17 protein-coding genes (1 of these 17 running past the window's edge) are annotated in these 19,699 nt (G+C 66.7%); 10 read left to right on the forward strand and 7 right to left on the reverse strand.

Annotated elements, in window-relative coordinates; genetic code table 11:
• Positions 1 to 283, reverse strand: the start of a protein-coding gene (locus tag B0E49_RS19075; RefSeq protein ID WP_077564247.1) for a xanthine dehydrogenase family protein molybdopterin-binding subunit. Its footprint begins 1,985 nt before the window's first position; 283 of the gene's 2,268 nt are visible here — the first part of the coding sequence; it begins with the start codon at positions 281 to 283; the stop codon falls past the left edge of the window.
• Complete coding sequence (locus B0E49_RS19080) at positions 280 to 798, reverse strand: (2Fe-2S)-binding protein (protein WP_077564248.1); 519 nt, start codon at positions 796 to 798, stop codon at positions 280 to 282. The genes B0E49_RS19075 and B0E49_RS19080 overlap by 4 nt, the downstream gene beginning before the upstream one ends.
• A gap of 114 nt (positions 799 to 912) precedes the next feature.
• On the opposite strand from B0E49_RS19080, the gene B0E49_RS19085 reads away from it, so the two are divergent.
• The gene (locus tag B0E49_RS19085; RefSeq protein ID WP_077564250.1) at positions 913 to 2,805 is read left to right on the forward strand and encodes an ATP-binding cassette domain-containing protein; all 1,893 of its coding nucleotides are present in this window, start codon (positions 913 to 915) and stop codon (positions 2,803 to 2,805) included.
• A gap of 5 nt (positions 2,806 to 2,810) precedes the next feature.
• Here the strand turns inward: B0E49_RS19085 and B0E49_RS19090 are convergent, their stop codons facing one another.
• Complete coding sequence (locus B0E49_RS19090; RefSeq protein ID WP_077564252.1) at positions 2,811 to 4,247, reverse strand: aminotransferase-like domain-containing protein; 1,437 nt, start codon at positions 4,245 to 4,247, stop codon at positions 2,811 to 2,813.
• 177 nt (positions 4,248 to 4,424) lie between these two features.
• On the opposite strand from B0E49_RS19090, the gene B0E49_RS19095 reads away from it, so the two are divergent.
• The 6 genes from B0E49_RS19095 to B0E49_RS19120 are packed head-to-tail and all read left to right on the forward strand — an operon-like array spanning position 4,425 to position 9,794.
• Positions 4,425 to 5,036: a LysE family translocator gene (locus B0E49_RS19095; protein WP_077564254.1), complete on the forward strand. Its 612-nt coding sequence runs from the start codon at positions 4,425 to 4,427 to the stop codon at positions 5,034 to 5,036.
• Positions 5,033 to 5,962, forward strand: coding sequence for a DMT family transporter (locus B0E49_RS19100; RefSeq protein ID WP_077564256.1), 930 nt, complete (start codon positions 5,033 to 5,035; stop codon positions 5,960 to 5,962). Before B0E49_RS19095 ends, B0E49_RS19100 begins: the two co-directional genes overlap by 4 nt.
• Positions 5,959 to 7,152 (forward strand): aminotransferase-like domain-containing protein, encoded by a 1,194-nt coding sequence (locus B0E49_RS19105; protein WP_077564258.1) that lies wholly within the window; start codon positions 5,959 to 5,961, stop codon positions 7,150 to 7,152. The genes B0E49_RS19100 and B0E49_RS19105 overlap by 4 nt, the downstream gene beginning before the upstream one ends.
• 4 nt (positions 7,153 to 7,156) lie before the next feature.
• A complete protein-coding gene (locus B0E49_RS19110; protein WP_077564260.1) occupies positions 7,157 to 8,080 on the forward strand; it encodes a PhzF family phenazine biosynthesis protein in 924 nt (307 codons plus the stop codon).
• Positions 8,081 to 8,106: 26 nt separating this feature from the next.
• Positions 8,107 to 9,072: a threonine dehydratase gene (locus B0E49_RS19115; protein WP_077564262.1), complete on the forward strand. Its 966-nt coding sequence runs from the start codon at positions 8,107 to 8,109 to the stop codon at positions 9,070 to 9,072.
• A gap of 50 nt (positions 9,073 to 9,122) precedes the next feature.
• Positions 9,123 to 9,794, forward strand: coding sequence for a histidine phosphatase family protein (locus B0E49_RS19120; protein ID WP_077564264.1), 672 nt, complete (start codon positions 9,123 to 9,125; stop codon positions 9,792 to 9,794).
• A 15-nt stretch (positions 9,795 to 9,809) separates the two neighbouring features.
• Here B0E49_RS19120 and B0E49_RS19125 read toward each other — a convergent pair whose 3' ends face one another.
• The 3 genes from B0E49_RS19125 to ocd form a co-directional block, all read right to left on the reverse strand.
• Complete coding sequence (locus B0E49_RS19125) at positions 9,810 to 11,612, reverse strand: NAD(P)/FAD-dependent oxidoreductase (RefSeq protein ID WP_077564266.1); 1,803 nt, start codon at positions 11,610 to 11,612, stop codon at positions 9,810 to 9,812.
• 222 nt (positions 11,613 to 11,834) lie between these two features.
• Positions 11,835 to 13,787, reverse strand: coding sequence for a sigma-54-dependent Fis family transcriptional regulator (locus B0E49_RS19130; RefSeq protein WP_077564268.1), 1,953 nt, complete (start codon positions 13,785 to 13,787; stop codon positions 11,835 to 11,837).
• 223 nt (positions 13,788 to 14,010) lie between these two features.
• Complete coding sequence (gene ocd, locus B0E49_RS19135) at positions 14,011 to 15,117, reverse strand: ornithine cyclodeaminase (RefSeq protein WP_077564270.1); 1,107 nt, start codon at positions 15,115 to 15,117, stop codon at positions 14,011 to 14,013.
• Positions 15,118 to 15,251: 134 nt separating this feature from the next.
• On the opposite strand from ocd, the gene B0E49_RS19140 reads away from it, so the two are divergent.
• The gene (locus tag B0E49_RS19140; RefSeq protein WP_077564271.1) at positions 15,252 to 15,671 is read left to right on the forward strand and encodes an Lrp/AsnC family transcriptional regulator; all 420 of its coding nucleotides are present in this window, start codon (positions 15,252 to 15,254) and stop codon (positions 15,669 to 15,671) included.
• On the opposite strand, the gene B0E49_RS19145 is transcribed toward B0E49_RS19140, so the two are convergent.
• Positions 15,662 to 16,600 (reverse strand): LysR family transcriptional regulator, encoded by a 939-nt coding sequence (locus B0E49_RS19145; protein ID WP_077564273.1) that lies wholly within the window; start codon positions 16,598 to 16,600, stop codon positions 15,662 to 15,664. The genes B0E49_RS19140 and B0E49_RS19145 overlap by 10 nt on opposite strands.
• Before the next feature lie 270 nt (positions 16,601 to 16,870).
• Between B0E49_RS19145 and B0E49_RS19150 the strand changes: the two genes are divergently transcribed.
• Entirely contained in the window at positions 16,871 to 18,052 is a 1,182-nt protein-coding gene (locus B0E49_RS19150; RefSeq protein ID WP_286138142.1) for a M20 aminoacylase family protein, read from the forward strand.
• 31 nt (positions 18,053 to 18,083) lie between these two features.
• Positions 18,084 to 19,667, forward strand: coding sequence for an ABC transporter substrate-binding protein (locus tag B0E49_RS19155; protein ID WP_144264630.1), 1,584 nt, complete (start codon positions 18,084 to 18,086; stop codon positions 19,665 to 19,667).
• Positions 19,668 to 19,699 lie beyond the last annotated feature (32 nt).

Consider the following 19,699-nt stretch of genomic DNA (forward strand, 5'->3'; position numbering starts at 1 on the left):
CTGCCTGCTCGATGCGCACACTGCTGAGTGGCACATCGAGCTCTTCCGCGGCCAGCATGGGCAGCGCGGTGTACACGCCCTGGCCCATCTCGCTGCGCGCCATTGCCAGCACCACACTGCCGTCCGCGGCGATCTTGATCCAGCCGTTCAGCGCGACGTCGCCCGCCTCGGGCAGCATCAGATCCGGCGAGCCCAGGCGCGAGCGCGCGGGCAGGATGCTCCAGCCGACTACCAGCGCGCCGGCGGCGCCGGCGGCGCTCAACAACCAGGTGCGGCGCCTCATGAATGACTCCCGGCATCCAGCAACGCCACCGCCACGGCGGGCGGGCCCGCGGGCGAACGCGCTGGCGGGCGGCTCTCGGCCGCCCGGTGAATCGCCGCGCGCACTCTTTGGTAGGTGCCACAGCGGCAGATATTCGTCATGGCCTCGTCGATGTCGGCATCGGTCGGCTGCGGCTTGGCTTCGAGCAGCGCGGCGGCGGCCATCAGCATGCCGCTCTGGCAGTAGCCGCATTGCGGCACCTGTTCGGCAATCCAGGCCACCTGCAGCGGATGCGGCTGCTGCGACGTGCCCAGCGCCTCGATGGTCTGGATGCGCTTGCCCGCCACCGCGGACACCGGCAACACGCACGAGCGCACGGCCTGGCCGTCGATATGCACGGTGCAGGCGCCGCAAGCCGCCACGCCGCAGCCGAATTTGGTGCCCGTCATGTTCAGCACGTCGCGCAGCACCCATAGCAGCGGCATATTGGGATCGGCATCGACCTGGACCGGCTGGCCGTTGATTTGCAATTCCACAGAATCTCCTCAAGTTAAGCGGCGCGCCAAGGCGCTGACAATCCACTATAGAACGCCCCTGATGGCGGCGATAGGGAGGGCTCCCGGTAAACGCACCGGATAATCGCTCCCCACATGGCACTCATTACCCTTCTCGACGCCCAACTGGCCTTTGGACACGTCGCACTGCTCGATAAAACCGGCTTTTCCCTTGAATCCGCGGAACGTGTGGGCCTGATCGGCCGCAACGGCGCGGGCAAGTCGTCGCTGCTCAAAATCCTGGGCGGGCTCGAAAAGCCCGACGACGGCACGCTGCAGGTGCAGCAGGGCCTGCGCATCGCCTTTGTCGCGCAGGAACCCGTGCTGGATCCGGACGCTACGGTTTTCGTAGCTGCCAGCGCAGGACTGGCGGGGGTGATTGGCGTGCGGGAGCAATATCTGTCGGGCGCCGACGGGGTCGACCTGGACGCCCTGCAATCGCAGATCGAGGCTTTTGACGCCTGGAACTGGGAGCAGCGCGTGGAAGAAACCCTGCACCGCCTGCACCTGGACCCGCAGGCTGTCATCAGCACCCTGTCGGGCGGCACCCGCAAGCGCGTGGCGCTGGCGCAGGCGCTGGTGGCCAAGCCCGATGTGCTGCTGCTCGACGAGCCGACCAACCACCTGGACCTGGACTCGATCGAATGGCTGGAGGATCTGCTGGTCGATTTCAAGGGCAGCATCGTCACCATCACGCACGACCGCAGCTTTCTGGACCGCGTGGCGACCCGCATCGTCGAGCTGGACCGCGGCCAGCTGCGCTCCTACCCCGGCAACTTCGGCCAGTACCTGCTGCAGAAGGAAGATCAACTGGCGCAGGAAGCCGTCATCAGCGCCAAGGCCGACAAGCTGCTGGCGCAGGAAGAAGTCTGGATCCGCAAGGGCGTGGAGGCGCGCCGCACCCGCAGCCAGAGCCGCATCGGACGGCTGCAGGCACTGCGCGCGAGCCGCGCGGCACGGCGCGATGCGCTGGGCAGCGTCAACCTGGATGTCGCGACCGGCCAGTCCAGCGGCAAAATCGTGGCGGAACTGAGCCACGTCAGCAAGGCCTTCGGCGACAAGATCATCGTGAAGGATTTCAGCGCCACCATCCTGCGCGGCGACAAGGTGGGCCTGCTGGGCCCGAACGGCGCCGGCAAGACCACCCTGCTGAAACTGATCCTGGGCGAGCTGGCGCCCGACAGTGGCAAGCTGCGCCAGGGCACAAACCTGCAGGTGGCGTATTTTGATCAGATGCGCAATACGCTCGATCTGGACGCCACGCTGGAGGACTTCATCAGCCCGGGCAGCGAGTGGATCGAGATCGGCAACCAGCGCAAGCACGTCAAGAGCTACCTGGGCGACTTCCTGTTTTCGCCGGCACGCGCCAATTCGCCGGTGCGCTCGCTGTCGGGCGGCGAGCGCAACCGGCTGCTGCTGGCGCGCCTGTTTGCGCGCCCGGCCAACGTGCTGGTGCTCGACGAGCCGACCAACGACCTGGACATCGACACGCTGGAGCTGCTCGAAGACCTGCTGCAGAACTACGACGGCACCGTGTTCCTGGTCAGCCACGACCGCACCTTTCTGGACAACGTGGTCACCAGCATCATCGCCTGCGAGGCCGAGCCCGCCCGCCCCGGCTTCTGGCGCGAGTACGAAGGCTGCGTGCAGGACTGGCTGGTGCAGTCCAAGCGCACGCGCGAACTGGCGCAGCAGGTGCAGCCCGCCCCCGTTCAGAGCCAAATAACCCCCAAGCCCAATGCGGACGGGCGCACCACGCTATCAAAAAAGAAGCTGGGCTACAAGGAGCAGCGCGAGCTGGACGGCCTGCCCGCGCTGATTGCCGGGCTCGAGGCCGAGCAGCTGGCGATTGCCGAGCAGCTGGCCGACGGCAGCCTGTACGCCAGCGATGCCGCGCGCGCCGCCGCGCTCAACGCGCGCAACGCGCAGATCGAGCAGGAACTGATGACGGCGCTGGAACGCTGGGAAGCGCTGGGCAGCGCCGGGTAACGGCACTACTTCATCGCATCGCGCAGCCGCGCAAACACCTTCCAGAACGCCACCTCCTGCGTGGTCGCGAAGTTGATGCGCATCAGCGTGCTGGGCTGGCGGCTGGCGTGGAACAGCGCGCCGGGCGCCAGCAGGTAGCCCTCGTCGAGCATGCGCTGCGACAGCGCGTCGGTGTCCACAAAGGTCTCGACCCAGCCGAACAGCCCGGCCGGCTCGGCCGCGAACGTGCAGCCGTGCGCCAGCGCGAGCTTCACGCTGCGCGCGCGCGCCAGATCGAGCCGGGTGCGGATGCGCTCGGCGTGGCGCCGCAACTGGCCCTGGTCGATGCACCAGGCCAGCGCCTTCTCCAAGAGCGCGGGCGTGGTCAGCGTGGCCAGCAGCTTGGTGTCCAGCAGCGGCTCCACCAGGTCGGGCGGCGCCGCCAGAAAGCCGACGCGCCAGTTCGGCGCCAGGATCTTGGCAAAGCCGCTGACATAAATCGTGCGCTGCAGGCCGTCGAGCGCGCACAGCCGCGTGGCGTGCACGGGCGCGAGGTGGCTGTAGGTGTCGTCTTCGACGATGTGGAAGTTGTGCGCGTTGGCCAGCTGCAGCACGCGGTGCGCGCTGCCGGGCGTGAGGCAGTAGCCGGTCGGGTTGTGGAACACGCTGACGCTGACGAACAGCTTGGGCGCATGCGCCGCGCAGTACTGCGCCATCACGGCCAGGTCGGGCCCGTCGGCACGGCGCGGCACCGGCAGGATGCGCATGCCCAGCGCCGCCAGACGCGCGAACTCCACCGCCCAGCCGGGCTCTTCCACCATCACGTGGTCACCAGGGCGCAGCAGCGTGCGGCTCACGACATCGAGCGCATGGGTGGCGCCCACGGTAGTGACGATCTGCGCCGGCAACGCTGGCACATTGAGTCCCGCCAGCTTCTTGGACAGCGACCGGCGCAGGCCGCTGTCGCCCGCGGGCTCGCCGTATTGCAGCGAGAACTCCTGCAGCGCCCGGGTGCCGGTGACCTTGCGCACCGCCGCCGGCATGAAGGTGCTCTCCAGCCACTGCGGCGGCAGCACGCCCATGCCGGGCTGCGGCTTGTCGCTGGAGCCGTGGAACATGCCGCGAATCAGCGCGGTGGCGTTGACCGGTGCGTGGGGTGAGGGTGCGCCGGCTGTGATTTTTGCAGATGCTACTTGATTCATAGCGCCTGGTGCATGCGTATCAAGGGCTGCAGCCATTTCCCGCACAAAAAAGCCGCGGTTCTTGCGGGCCTCGACCAGGCCCTGCGCGAGCAGCTGGTCATAGGCCGCGACCACCGTGGACGGGCTCACGCCCTGCTGCTGCGCGCACTGGCGCACCGAAGGCAGGCGCGCGCCGGGCGCCAGCAGGCGGTTGCGGATGCGCTCGCCAAAGCGCGTGGCGAGCTGCTCCGTGAGCGACTGGGCGGCGGTTTTCATCAGCATGGCAAGACCTTTGCAAGACCGCTGGGGCAGGCGTTAAAGTGGCGCTGTGCTGCCACGGCGGACCATACAGATTCTCAAGTGAGGCGATTAACTGTATTGGCTGTGTACTGGTTTCGACTATAAAGTAGGCCGCCTGCACAGGCAAGCCCTTCACGCCCTCACGACCCGGAATCTTCCATGAACGCCGCCGAATTCACCGCGCTGCTCGTGCTCGCCACCGCCATGAGCTTCACGCCGGGGCCGAACACCACGCTGTCCACCGCACTCGCGGCCAACCACGGCCTCAAACGCGCGCTGCCCTTTGTCTGCTCGGTACCCATCGGCTTCGGTGCGCTGCTGTGCGTGTGCGCGCTCGGCCTGGGCGCGCTGCTGCTGGCGCTGCCGCTGCTGGGCTGGGTCGTGAAGCTCGTGGGCGTGGCCTATCTGCTGTGGCTGGCGTGGAAGCTGACGCAGGCCACCGGGCTGGCCTCGGCCAATGCGGCGCGGATGAACGTCGGTTTCTGGCAGGGCGCGAGCCTGCAGTTCATGAACATCAAGGGCTGGATGCTGGCGCTGGCCATCATGGGCGGCTGGATCGCCGGGCGCGAGCATCCGGGCGCGCGCTTCGCCATCGTGCTGCCGGTGCTGCTGGTCTTTACCTTCGCGAGCACCCTGAGCTACGCGCTGATGGGCTCGCTGCTGCGCGACTGGCTGGCCGGCCCGGCACAGACCGGGATGCGCCTGCGCTGGTTCAACCGCGCCATGGCCGCGGTGCTGGTGCTGACCGCCGGCTGGATGCTCACGGTATGAACGCCACCAGCAAGGGCCTGTGGCTCGGCACGCTGGGCGTGCTGATCTTCTCGCTCACGCTGCCGCTGACGCGCATGGCGGTGGGCTCGGTCGCGCAGCCGCAACTCTCGGGCGTGTTCATCGCGATGGGCCGCGCCGCGGTGGCGGGAACCTTAAGCCTGTTTTTTCTGCTCGCCACACGTGCACCGCGGCCGCGGCGCGGCGACTGGCCGCTGATCCTGGCGACCTCGCTGGGCGCCGTGTTCGGCTTTCCGCTGTTCACCTCGATCGCCATGCGCTATGTGGAGGCAGTGCATGCCAGCGTCATGCTGGGCGTGCTGCCGCTGGCCACCGCCATGGTCGGGGCCTGGCTGCACCGCCAGCGCCCCTCGGCGGGGTTCTGGCTCTGCGCCGTGGTCGGCAGCGCGCTGGTGGCGGCTTTTTCGATGCTGCATTCGGGCAACGCCATCGCCGCAGCCGGCATGGGCGTGCACTGGGCCGACGCGCTGCTGCTGCTCGCCATGCTGTGCGCCGCGGTCAGCTATGGCGCGGGCGCCAAACTTGCAGGCCGCATGCGCGCCGACCACGTGATTTGCTGGGCGCTGGTGATCGCCCTGCCCCTCAGCCTGCCCGCCGTCCTCGCGGCATGGCCGCAGAACGCCATCACACCGCAGGCGTGGTGGGCCTTTGGCTATGTGGCGGTATTTTCGATGTGGATCGGCTTTTTTGCCTGGTACCGGGGCCTGGCGCTCGGCGGCACCGTGCGCGTGAGCCAGGTGCAGCTGATCCAGCCGTTCCTGTCCATGCTGTTTGCCGTGCCGCTGCTGGGCGAGACGCTGGACGCGGTGACGGTCGCGTTTGGGCTGGCGGTCATCGCCACCGTCTTTATCGGCAAGAAAATGCCCGTTGGAACCGCCACACAAATGGCAACTGGAGTGACCCCATGAGTTTGAACCTGCTTGATCAACCCGGCTTCTGGCAACTGGCCGCCCGCGCCGAAAAAATGAACCCCTCGGTGATCCGCGAGATCCTGAAGGTGACCGAGAAGCCCGGCATCATCAGCTTTGCCGGCGGCCTGCCCTCGCCCAGGACCTTTCCGGTCGCCGAGTTTGCGGCGGCCTGCGCCAAGGTGCTGCGCGAGGATGCGCACGCCTCGCTGCAGTACGCGGCCAGCGAGGGCTATGGCCCGCTGCGCGAGATGGTCGCCGCCGCGCTGCCCTGGCCGGCGGAGGCTTCGCAGGTGCTGATCACCACCGGCTCGCAGCAGGGACTGGACCTGCTGGCCAAGGTGCTGATCGACGAAGGCAGCCGCATTCTGGTGGAGACACCGACCTACCTGGGCGCGCTGCAGGCCTTCGCGCCGATGCAGCCCGAGGTGGTCAGTGTGCAAAGCGACGACGAGGGCGTGGTGATTGACGACCTCGTGGGCAAATCCAAAGGCGCGCGCTTCCTGTACGTGCTGCCCAACTTCCAGAACCCGACCGGCCGCACCATGACCGAGGCGCGCCGCGCGGCGCTCTCAAGGCGCGCGGCCGAACTGGGCCTGCCGCTGGTGGAAGACAACCCGTACGGCGACCTGTGGTTCGACGCGCCGCCGCCCGCGCCCATGACGGCGCGCAACCCCGACGGCTGCGTCTACCTCGGCTCGTTTTCCAAGGTACTGGCGCCGGGGCTGCGGCTCGGCTACCTGGTGGCGCCAAAGGGGCTGTACCCCAAGCTGCTGCAGGCCAAGCAGGCGGCCGACCTGCACAGCGCCGGCTTCAACCAGCGCGTGGTCGCCGAAGTCATGGCGGACGGCTTTCTGGAGCGTCACGTGCCCACCATCCGCGCGCTCTACAAGTCGCAGCAGGGTGCCATGCTGGCCGCGATGCGCGAGCACATGCCCGCGGGCGTGAGCTGGAACACCCCGGCCGGCGGCATGTTCCTGTGGGCGCGCCTGCCCGAGGGCATGGACGCCGTCCGGCTGCTGCCCAGGGCGGTCGAGCACAACGTGGCCTTTGTGCCGGGCGCGGCGTTCTATGCCGACCATAGCGACCCGCGCACCCTGCGCCTGAGTTTCGTGACCGCCAGCGTGGACGAAATCAAGACCGGCGTGGCCGCGCTGGCACAGGCCATCCGGCAGGCCGGTAAGGAATAGCACGATGCAGCGCCCGTTCAAACAGGTCGATGTGTTCACCGCCGAGCCTTACCTCGGCAACGCGCTGGCCGTGGTGCTGGACGGCGCGGGCCTCGACGACGCGCAGATGCAGCGTTTTGCGCGCTGGACGAATCTGTCGGAGACCACGTTCGTGCTGGAGCCGACCGCTGCGGGCCGGGCAGCGGGCGCCGACTACCGGGTGCGCATCTTCACGCCCGGCGGCGAGCTGCCCTTTGCCGGGCACCCGACGCTGGGCAGTTGCCACGCGTGGCTGCAGGCCGGAGGCCAGCCGCAAGCGGCTGACGTCATCACGCAGGAATGCCAGGTGGGTTTGGTGAAGATTCGCCGCGACGGCCAGCGGCTGGCGTTTGCCGCGCCGCCACTCCAGCGCAGCAACCCGGCGCCGGCCCTGCTGGCCCAGGTCAGCCAGGCGCTGGGCCTGCGGCCCGCGCAGGTCGTGGCCGCGCAACTGCTGGACAACGGCCCGGTCTGGCTCGGTCTGTGGCTGGACAGCAGCGAAAGCGTGCTGGCGCTCACGCCCGACCACGCCCGGCTCAAGACTTTGGGACAAAAAGTGGGTGTAGCCGGCGCCTATACTGCGCAACACGCTACGCCTTTGATAGCGCGCTCGAATCGCGAGGCACGCGCCTTTGTGGGCCACACCAAACCCGCCGCGGCCGCGCCTGACCTCGAGGTGCGGGCTTTTGCCGCGCCCATCGGCATCAACGAGGACCCGGTGACCGGCAGCTTCAATGCGAGCCTGGCGCAGTGGCTGATTGCCGACGGCCTGGCACCCGCGCGTTATCTGGCGGCGCAGGGCAGCTGCCTGGACCGCGCCGGGCGCGTGCACATCGAGCGCGATGCAGGCGGCCAGGTCTGGGTCGGCGGCGAGTCGGTGACCTGCATTGATGGCACGGTGACGCTGTAAGCGAACGGCCTGCTGGAGATCCACCCATGAACCTGCCCACCCTGCCCGACATCGAAGCCGCCGCCCAAGTGGTGTACCGCGAATTCCAGGCCACGCCGCAATACCGCTGGGGACTGCTGTCCGAGCGGCTGGGCACCGAGTGCTGGGTCAAGCACGAGAACCACACGCCGGTGGGCGCCTTCAAGCTGCGCGGCGGGCTGACCTATTTCGACCAGTTGAAGCAGCGCGGCGAACTGCCGGGCGAGGTCGTCAGCGCCACGCGCGGCAACCATGGCCAGAGCATCGGCTGGGCCGCGCGCGCGCATGGCGTGGCCTGCACCATCGTGGTTCCGCACGGCAATTCGCTGGAGAAAAATGCGGCCATGCGCGCGCTCGGCGTCACATTGATCGAGCACGGGCAGGACTTCCAGGAAAGCCGCGAGTTCGCCATGCGGCTGGCGCTTGATCGCGGCGCCCACATGGTGCCGAGCTACCACCTGGACCTGGTGCGCGGCGTCAGCACCTACTGGTGGGAATTTTTCAAGGCCGTGCCACAGCTGGGTGTGGCGTACGTGCCGATCGGCCAGGGCTCGGGCGCATGCGCAGCGATTGCCGCCAAACTGGCGCTGGGTCACCGGGCCAGGATCATCGGTGTGGTCAGCGCGCACGCCACCACCTACTTCGACTCGCTGACCGCGGGCCGCGTGGTGGAGGCACCCGTGACCACCGTGCTGGCCGACGGCATGGCGTGCCGCGTCGCCGACCCCGTCGCACTCGACATCCTGGCCGCGCACCTCGACCACATCGTCAAGGTCACCGACCTGGAGGTAGCGCAGGCCATGCGCGACCTGTACACCGCCACCCACAACGTGGCCGAGGGTGCGGGCGCCGCCGCCTTTGCCGCCGCCATGCAGGAGCGCAGCCAACTGTCCGGGCAGGTCGTCGGCATCGCGCTCAGCGGCGGCAATGTGGACAGCGGGACTGTCGCCAAGGTGCTCATGAACGCCGCTTGAGGTCACCCCCGGGACAAGGGGCGCCGACCCGTTTGCCCTAAATTGCAGGCATGGGAACCCTTTACCTCGTGCGCCACGGCCAGGCCTCGTTTGGCGCCGAAGACTACGACAACCTGAGCGATCTGGGCAAGAAGCAGAGCGTGCGCCTCGGCGAGTATTTCCGCGACAAGGGCCTCACTTTCGATGCCGTGCTGACCGGCACGCTGCGCCGCCATGCGCAAACCTGGGCAGGCATCCGTGAGGGTGGCGGCTTCACGACCGAGGCGCTGCCCTGGCCCGGGCTGAACGAATACGACAGCGAAGCGGTGATTGGCGCGATCCATCCGCACAAGCTGGAGAAGCCCGACTCGCCCGAGATGTACCGGCACCATTTCCGCCTGCTGCGCGACGGCCTGGCCCAGTGGATGGCCGGCGTGGTCAGCCCCAGGGGCATGCCGAGCTACACGGAATTCGTGGCCGGCGTGACCAGCGCGCTCGACCATGTGCGCGCCCGGCATCACGGCGGCAAGGTGCTGATCGTCTCCAGCGGTGGCCCGATTGCCACCGCGGTCGGCCATGTGCTGGGCACCACGCCCGAGACCACGATCGAGCTGAACCTGCGCATCCGCAACGCTTCTGTGACCGAATTCGCCTTCACGCCCAAGCGCCACATGCTGCTGACCTACAACACGCTGCCGCACCTGGACGCGCCGGAGCACGCGGACTGGGTCACGTATTCATGAAGCCGCGATGCGCTACTAACGCAGGTGATACACCTCGGCCTGCCCGTAGACCGGTGTCTCGATGCCTTCTTTTCGCGCCTTGAGCTGCAGCGACAGGAACTGCGAGTAGTGGCGCGACTGGTGCAGGTTGCCGCCGTGGAACCACAGGTGCGGCACCTGAGTCGGCTTCCACATATTGCGCAGCTCACCCTCCCAGGGGCCGGGGTCCTTGGGCGTGTCCGAACCAAGACCCCAGACCTTGCCCACCTGGTCGGCAATCTCCGGCGAGATCAGGTCCGCCAGCCAGCCATTCATGGAGCCATAGCCCGTCGCGTAAACCAGCAGGTCGGCCGGTAGTTCCGTGCCGTCGGAGAGCGTGACCGAGTGTTCATTGACCCGCTCGATGTTCACGCCGCTCTTGAGCTTGACGCTGCCGTTGGCCACCAGTTCCGAGGCGCCCACATCGATGTAGTAGCCCGAACCGCGGCGCAGGTATTTCATGAACAGGCCGGAGCCGTCCGCGCCGAAGTCGAGCATGAAGCCGGCCTTCTCCAGCCGCGCATACAGGTCGGCATCGCGCTTCTTCATCTCCTCATACACCGGGATGTGAAAGGTGTGCATGATTTTGTAGGGGACCGAGGCAAAGATCAGGTCGGCCTTGTGGTGGTCGATGCCATTTTTCACCGCCTGCTCGGAATACAGGCCCCCCAGCGCCAGTTCCATCAGCGAATTCGAGGGCGCGATGTGGGTCGAGCTGCGCTGGATCATGGTCACGTCGGCGCCGTTTTCCCATAGTGCGGCACAGATGTCATGCGCCGAGTTGTTGGAGCCCAGCACCACACATTTTTTGCCCTGGTAGGCCTCGGGTCCGGGGTGCTGGCTGGAGTGATGCTGCTCGCCCTTGAAGTTCTCGGCACCGGCGATCTTGGGCACGTTGGGACGGCCCGACACCCCCAGCGCGAACACCAGTTCCTTGGGCCGCAGCGTGATCTCCCGGCCAGCGCGCTCGACCACCACTTCCCACTCCTGTGCGGCCTCGTTGTACCTTGCCTTTTTGGCGGTGGTCGAGCCCCAGTAGTTCAGCTCCATCACCTTGGTGTACATCTCGAGCCAGTCGCCAACCTTGTCCTTGGGCGCGAACACCGGCCAGTCGTCCGGAAAAGGCAGGTAGGGCAGATGGTCGTACCACACCGGATCGTGCAGGCACAGGCTCTTGTAGCGCTTGCGCCAGGAGTCGCCGGGCTTCTCGTTCTTCTCGACGATGATGGCCGGCACGCCAAGCCGGCGCAGCCGCGCGCCCAGCGCAATGCCGCCCTGGCCGCCGCCGACGATCACCACATAAGGCTGCTCGGTCGTTCCCAGGGTTTCTGCTTCTTCCTGGCGTTTCTCGAGCCAGCTCTTGCGGCCCTTTTGCACGCCGTGCTCGGCACCCTTGATGCGGTGCTCGCCCTTGCGTTCCTCGAAGCCCTTGAGTTCGGTCATGGTCGTCAGCAGGGTCCAGCATTTGCCATCCTTCAGCCGCAGGTGCCCGCGGCCACGCGCCACGCCGGTCTCGAAGGTGAACCAGGCGTCCGTCACGCCGTCGGCCTCGGTCGCCTCGCCTTCCAATGCGAAGTTCGACGGTTTGGTGTCGGCCAGGCGGGCCTCGAGCATCCTGCGGATGGCGTCCTTGCCCTCCATCGTCTTGATGTTCCAGGTCCATGAGACCAGATCGCGCCAATAACTCTCTTCGGCAAACAGCGCCAGCGCGGCGTTGATGTCGCGCTGGCCCAGCGCCGCTGCCAGCCGTGCCAGCCATTGCGCTGCCTGCTGGGTCGGTGAATTCACACTGTCCGTCATGCTTCTTGTCTCCGGTGATGTGCAACGCCGGAAGATCCCGGCGCATCAGGGAGTGCAAGGCCCGTGCCCGTCGTACCAACGCGCCGGCCCGCGCGTTTAACTGCCAGATGGCATTGGATTTTTCCGGTCCTGGCAGCTCTGCTGCGGTGCAACACGCTGGCGTGTGCAGGCGTCACACTGAGACAGGTGTCACAGCCCTGGGTGTGACACCTGAACGGCGGCTCAAGGCAACACCTGATCGTCCCGCTGGTTGGGCGAGCTGATGCCCCAGCGCTTCATGCGCCGGTACAGCGTCATGCGGGAGATGCCCAGCTGGCGCGCCACCGCAGTCACGTTCCAGCGCGCGGCGCGCAAGTGCTGCAGCAGTTGCGTCGCCTCGCTGGTGGCGGCCGCTGCGCGCGGCGCCAGTGCCTGCAGAGTCGCCGCCGCACCCGGCGTATCGGGCAGGTCGCCCAGCTCGATGTAGCCCTGGCTGCAGACCGTGCGGGCGTATTCGATCACGTTGCGCAGCTCGCGCAGATTGCCCGGCCAGCGGTGTGCCAGCAGCCAGGCCCGCGCGGCGGGCGCGAGCTCCGGCACCTCCTTGAGCGCGGCGCCCGACACATCCCGACCCAGCATGCGGTCCAGCATCCAGCCCAGGTCGTGGCGCTCGCGCAGCGGCGGCAGCATGATGTGGGCGCCGTTGAGGCGGTAGTACAGGTCGTCGCGGAAACAGCCCTCGCGCACCAACGCTTCCAGGTCGCAGTGGGTCGCGGCAATCACACGGAGGTTCACCGGCATCGGCCGCGTCGCGCCAATCGGCAGCACCTCGCGCTCGGCCAGCACGCGCAGCAGGCGGCCCTGCAGGGCGCGCGGCATGTCGCCGATCTCGTCGAGGAACAGCGTGCCGCCATCGGCCTCCTGGATCAGGCCGCGCTTGCCCTTGGGGCCCGCGCCCGAGAAGCTGCCAGGCAGGTGGCCGAACAGTTCGCTCTCGATCAGGGTTTCGGGAATGGCAGCACAGTTCACCGCCACGAACGGCTGGCGCCGGCGCTCGCTGCTCTCATGCAGCGCCTTCGCGAAATACTCCTTGCCGGTGCCGGTCTCGCCCGTCAGCAGCATGCTGACCGGTGAATTGACGAGCCGGGCCGCCCGCTCGATCTGCCGGTCCAGCGCCGGGTCGCCGCCCGACAGGCCCGCCAGCGGAGACGGCAGCTTGCGCTCCAGGGCCTGGGCCGGCGCGGCCCAGCGCACCGGCGGCGGTGCGGCCAGCATGAACAGCAGCCGCGCACTGCCGGCCAGGGTGATGGCCCGCTGGTCGCTCGGACGCACGTGCACGAAGCGCCCGAGGTCATTGAAGGAGGCATTGAACAGCCGCTCGAACGGCTGGCCCAGTACCGGCGGGCCGTTCGTGTCCGCCTCCAGCAACAACTGGGCGCGCCGGTTGTGGCCGATCACGCGGCCTGTGGTGTCCACGGCCAGCAGGTACTCGGGATTCATGTCGAGAAACTGGGGCGCGCCGCTCAGGCGCAGGATCCAGTCATGACGAAAGCGGTGCAGAAAACTCGCATTCTCCACGTGATTGGCATACACCTTGACCAGTTGCAGCGCGAGGTGCTGGCTCTGCTTGGCGCTGGGCGACGTGAGCGCGGAGATGTCGAGCACCGCATTGAGCTGGCCGAGGGCGTCGTACACCGGGGCCGTGGTGCAGGTCAGCGGAATGTGGGTCGCGTCGAAGTGGTCGTCGAGGTGCACGGTCAGCGCCTCGCCGGTGGCGATGCAGGTGCCCACGCCGCAGGTGCCGGCATGATGTTCGCTCCAGTCCGCGCCAAGGTACAGGCCCGCCTTGCGCAGACTCGGCTCGAACACCAGATCACCGAGAAAATCCACTGTGACGCCGCGCGCATCGGTGAGCAGCACGCAGTAGCCCATGCCGGCCACCTGCTGGTACAGCGTCTCCAGGCCATGGCGCGCAATATGCAGGAACTCTTCCATCTGGTCCTGGTGCTCACGCAGGCGCTCGCGGGGCAGGATGACGGCTTCCTGCATGCGCGTGGGATCCAGCCGGTGTTCGTGCACGCAGCGCTGCCAAGAGGCGCGAATGATCTCGTCGTGCACCGTCGCGTGGCCCGATGCGAGCCCGTCGCCGGCCACCTGCATGACCGTCGCAATATGCTCGCGTTGCTGCAAATGCATGCTGTGTCTCCTGCTCGAAGGTGCGGCTCGCGCGGACCGGCGCGGCGGCACTCTCCGTCACTATAGCGGCACTACCGGCTCCGCATTGGCATTCCGGCATCGGCGCCGCAGGATACGTCACGACTGCCTGCAAATTCAGCCGCGTCCCGTTGCCGATGATCCGACCGTGCCCAAGCTGGCGTGACCCACGGGTCGCGGGGGGCAGGCAAGGTGTGCCAGCTGGTCAATGCGCCGCGGCGGGCGCCATGGCACCGCGCAGATCGGCAGGCCAGGTCGCGCGCGCAGGCTGGTGCAGCACGCCGAACAGGTCCTTGGGATTGGCCATGACGGGGATCAGGGAAATCCGCTCGCCCAGCCCCAACTCGGCCGCCGCATCGCGCATGAAGCGCAGCGCCGAGAAATCCTCGAGCGCGAAGCCGACAGAGTCGAACACCGTGACCTGCTCTGGCCCGACGCGACCGGGCCGCTGCCCGGCCAGCACTTCCCACAGCTCGGTGACCGGGAAATCCGCCGGGAGCTGCTGAATGTCGCCTTCGATGCGGGTTTGCGGCGCGTATTCGACGAACACCGAGGCGCCGATCAGCACGTCGGCATGCAACTCGGTCTTGCCGGGGCAGTCGCCGCCGATGGCGTTGATGTGCATGCCGGGCGCAATCATGTCCGACGTCAAGATGGTGGCGTTGGTCTTGTCGGCCGTCACGGTGGTCACGATGTCGGCGCCGCGCAGCGCCTCGGCGGTGCTACTGCACACTGTCACGCTCAAGCTGGAGTCCCGCAGGTTGGCCACCAGCTTGGCGGTCGCAACGCGGTCCACGTCGAACAGGCGCACTTCCTGAATGCCCACCAGGTGATGGAAGGCCAGCGCCTGGAACTCGCTTTGCGCACCATTGCCGATCAGCGCCATCACCTGACTGTCGGGACGGGCCAGCACACGGGCCGCTACCACAGAGGTTGCGGCGGTGCGCAGTGCCGTGGTCAAAGTCAGCTCGCTGAGCATTTTCGGGATGCCGGTGTCCACATCGGCCAACACGCCGAAGGCCATGACCGTAGGCAAGCCGGCGCGCGTGTTCTTCGGGTGCCCGTTGACGTATTTGAAGCTGTAGGTGACGTCATCGGCAATCGGCATCAATTCGATGACGCCGTCGCGCGAGTGGTTGGCCACGCGGGCCGACTTGTCGAATGCCGTCCAGCGCCCGAAGTCCTGCCGGATGTAGTCGGCCACACCGGCCAGGCAGGTCGCAAGACCCTTGCGGCGGATCAGTTCCGCGGCTTCCGGTGCGCTGAGATACAGGGTCTCGACCGAGGGGGTGGCGTTCAGGCTAGCGTTCATGATGTGTGTCTCCAGAGTTTGTTTCGCGGGATGAAGAGAGTTTCTTTCTGATCTGGAACAATTAAAATAGATAAGAACATATTAAAAATATAAATTTATTGTCGTTTTGACAACAACAACTGCCACTTTGTTCTATGGATGAGACCGATCACGAATTGATAGGGCTGTTACGCCAGAACGCGCGTATGAACGTGGCAGATCTGGCGCACAAGCTGAAGGTGTCGCGCGGCACGGTGACGAATCGCATCCGCAAGCTGGAGGATCGGCAGACCATCGTCGGCTACACCGTGCGGCTGCGGCCGGATGCCGAACCCGAGCGCATCCGCGCCTGGATGGGTGTGCTGGTAGAGGGCAATCAGACCCGCAGCGTGATTGCCAGCTTGTTGGGTGAGCCGGGCGTCTCGGCCCTGCACGACACCAATGGTCGCTGGGATCTGCTGGCCGAACTGGAGGCGCGGTCCATGGCGGAGTTGTCGCAGGTACTCGAGCGGATCCGCCTGATCAGCGGGATCCGCAGCACCGAGACCAGCATCCACCTTGCGACTTACCGCTGATCCGTCGTCCCCGCGGGTGGTGTCCGATTGGGCGACGCCGGGCGGCTCACCTCGGTAAGGCAGTGCGCAAAGAACGCCGCCGCGGGCGTCAGGGGGACGTCGGGCCGGGTCAGCAGCAGCAACTCGATGTCGCACGGGCGAAGCTGCGTGTTTTCCACGGCGACAATCCCGCGCGACTCGGGGTGACCGAGCAGGGGCTCGGGGAAGATGCTGACCACATCGGAGCTGCGCAGCAGCATCATCGCGGCCAGCGTTTCGCATTGCACCACGCGCCGTGGCGGGGCCACGCCGGCCAGCGCAAACATCGCATCCACGCGTGGCTGGCGGCCATCGGTGATCGGGCCCGTGAACACCCATTCGAGTTCGGTCAGCGCGCGGGCGGTCGGATCGGCCAGCACCGGATGCCCCTCGCGCGCGACGATGCGCTGGCGTGCCTGCAGAATGCGCGTGGAATCGAATTCATCGTCCTGCAATTCACCAACGTCGGCCGCCACCACTGCGATATCCAGCGTGCCGTCGCGCAAGCGGGGGAGCACGCGTGCCATCAGGCCTTCGATCAGCTGCACCTCGACATTGCAGTAGCGCTGGCGGAACCAGCGGAAGGCTTCCCCCAGCACCGTCAGCGTCAGGAACGGCGTGACACCGATGCGTACCGTGCCACTGTCATCACCACCCGCCTGGCGCAGATCCTCCCGCGCCAGTGCAACCTGCCGGGTGATCAGCTGCGCACGCGCCAGCAGGCGATGGCCGGCCTCGGTGAAGTCGACGCCGCGCGAGCGACGCAGCAACAGCGGCACGCCCGCCTCCTCTTCGAGCAGGCGCATGGACTTCGTCACGGCGGCCTGCGACAGATGCAGCTGTTTGGCGGCTGCGCGGATGCCGCCGGTATCGACCACGGCGACCAGCGCCTGCAACTGCTGCAGCTTCACGGCTCAGCCGCCGTCCTCGACAACCAGCAACCATCTGGCGCCAGTATCTCTTTCATGAGACTTTTGGTAAGAATCTGCACGGGGTGATTTTGAGAGGCAAACATAGGGTTTTTACTAGTTAACTTGGAGATATTCTGCCAAATCGTCAATCTCCCAATCTGACAACCAATGGTCGTCATGACGATCAATTATAGCCTTGCGGTTGCCAATCTGATTTCCTACGATGACGGCCATCAAGACGCTGGCGACATCGCCAAAGGAATCCCTCCTGTGAAGTCCCCGACCCACCCACTCATCGACGCCTTGCATGCGCACTCGCCCGAGTTCGTCGACCTCAGGCGCGACATCCACCGCCACCCGGAGCTCGGGCTGGCCGAACAGCGCACCTCGCAGCTGATCGCCGACCGCCTCAATTCCTGGGGCTATGCCGTGCACCGCGGCCTGGCCGGCACCGGTGTCGTCGGACAACTCAGGCGCGGCAGCAGCGCTAGGCGCCTGGGCCTGCGCGCCGACATGGACGCGCTGCCCATCCAGGAAGCCTCCGGCCTGCCCTGGGCCAGCGTGCATGACGGCGTGATGCACGCCTGCGGCCACGACGGCCACACCACGATGCTGCTCGCCGCCGCCAAATACATTGCCGAGCAGGGCCACTTCTCAGGCACGCTAAACCTGATCTTCCAGCCGGCCGAGGAGCATCCAGGCGGCGCGCGGCTGATGATCGAGCAGGGCCTGTTCGAGCGCTTCCCCTGCGACGCGATCTTCGCCATGCATAACATGCCGGGCTTCCCGCAGGGGCAGCTGGTGTTCCGCGAAGGACCGACGATGGCCTCGAGCGACGATGTCACGATCACGCTGACCGGCATGGGCGGGCACGGCGCGATGCCGCACAAGGCGACCGACGCGGTGGTGGCGGCGGCGGGCATTGTGCTGGCGCTGCAGACCATCGTCTCGCGCAACGTCGATCCGCTGCAAACCGCCGTGGTGACCGTCGGTGCCATCAACGCGGGGCGTGCCAACAACGTGATCCCTCAGCAGGCGCAGCTGGAGCTGAGCGTGCGCGCGCTCGACCGGGAGGTGCGCGACCTGCTCGAGCGGCGCATCCGCGCGCTGGTGACAGCCCAGGCCGAGAGTTTCGGCGTCAAGGCGAGCATCGACTACAAGCGCGACTACCCGGTGCTGGTCAACACGGCCGAGGAGACCGCGCTAGCGCGCCGCGTCGGCATCGAACTGGTCGGCGAAGACCGCATCACGCCGCAGGCCGAGCCGCTCACCGGTAGCGAAGACTTCGCCGTCATGCTCGAGCATTGCCCCGGCAGCTATCTGATGATCGGCAACGGCGCCGGCGAGGGCAGCTGCCTGGTGCACAACCCGGGCTACGACTTCAACGACGACAACGTCAGTGTCGGCGCCGCCTACTGGGCGCTGCTCGCCGAACGCTTCCTTGTCGACTGACTTTCTCACAACACCCGCACAGGAGATACCCATGAGCATTACCCGTCGTGAATTGATTGCCGGCACCGCCGTTGGCGCCGGCTGGCTGGCCAGCTCGCTGCCGCTGGCCGCAATCGCACAAGCCCAAAGTGGTACTGGCGGAGCGCTGAACATAGCACTCTTTCCCGAGCCCACCAGCATCATGGTGGGGTGGGGCCAGACCGGCCCGTCACAACTTGTCAATGGCAACATCTACGATGGCCTGCTGCGCTACGACGAGAAGCTCAACCCCATGCCGGGCCTGGCGTCGGCATGGACCATCAGCAAGGACTCGCTGGTCTACACCTTCACGCTCAAGCGCGGCGTGACCTGGCACGACGGCAAGCCTTTTGACGCGCAGGACGTGATCTTCAGCATCGACAAGCTCAATCGCGCGCAGAACCCGAGGGTGCGCGTTGCGCTGCAATCGGTCGAGAGCATCAAGGCGCTGGATGCACACACGGTGGAAATTCGACTCAAGGAGGTGTTTGCCCCTTTTATCGGCCTGTTCGACGTCAGCACCAACCCGATCGCGCCACGCCACCTGCTGGAGAATACGGACCTCACAGGCAAGCCGCCCCCGAGCGCGATCATCGGCACGGGCCCTTACAAATTCAAGGAATGGGTGCGCGGCTCATACATCCACCTGGTGGGCAACGACAAGTACCACGAGCCTAGCGTGCCGAAAATCGACAATGTGTACTTCCAGGTCATCCCCGATGCGGCCTCGCGCGCCGCCGCCTTCGAGTCGGGCAAGATCGATGTGCTGCCCGGCGGCACGATCGAGTATTTCGACGTTGCCCGCCTGGCCAAATTGCCCGGCGCAGCCGTGACCAGCAAGGGGTGGGAGAAGTTCTCGCCGCTGGCCTGGATGTGGATCAACCACCGCAATCCGCTGTTCCAGGATCTGCGCATGCGCCAAGCGATCGAACTGGCGATCGACCGCGACGCGCTCTCCAAAGTGGTCTGGCAGGGCTTTGCGCCGGCGGCCACCGGCCCCTTCAACCGCCAGACCGCCTTCTACAGCGCCGCGGCCGCGCAACCCAGGCGTGACAAGGACAAGGCCCGCAAGCTGCTGGCCGAGTCAGGCTACAAGGGTCAGCCGGTGCGCCTGCTCGGCCTGCCTTTCGGCGAAGCCTGGAATCGCACGGCCGAGCTGATTCGGCAGAACCTGCTCGAAGCCGGACTCAAGGTGGAACTGGTCGCCACGGACCTGGCCGGTGCGGTGACCAGGGCGTCCAACTGGGACTTCGACCTGGCCTTGACGTACATGTACCAGTATGGCGATCCGGCGCTGGGGGTCAGCCGCAACTACGTGAGCAGCGAGATCAAGAAGGGTTCGGCGTTCAATAACGTGGGCGGCTATCAGAATGCCAAGGTCGACGCGATGTTCTACCGCGCTGCGGGCACCACGGACCCGAAGAAACGCCTCGAAGCATATTCCGAGGCACAAAAGACGCTGGTCGATGACGTGGCCGCGGTCTGGCTGCTGGACCTGAACTTCCCCACCGTGTACCGCACGAAGATCGCCAACCTGGTCAACTCCGGCATTGGGCTCAATGACAGCCTGGGCCGGGCCTCTTTCACCGGGCGCTGAGCAGGCCCGGCGCCATCACAGGGAACACACCG

The organism is Polaromonas sp. C04 (assembly GCF_002002705.1).
Taxonomy (GTDB): Bacteria; Pseudomonadota; Gammaproteobacteria; order Burkholderiales; family Burkholderiaceae_C; genus Rhodoferax_A.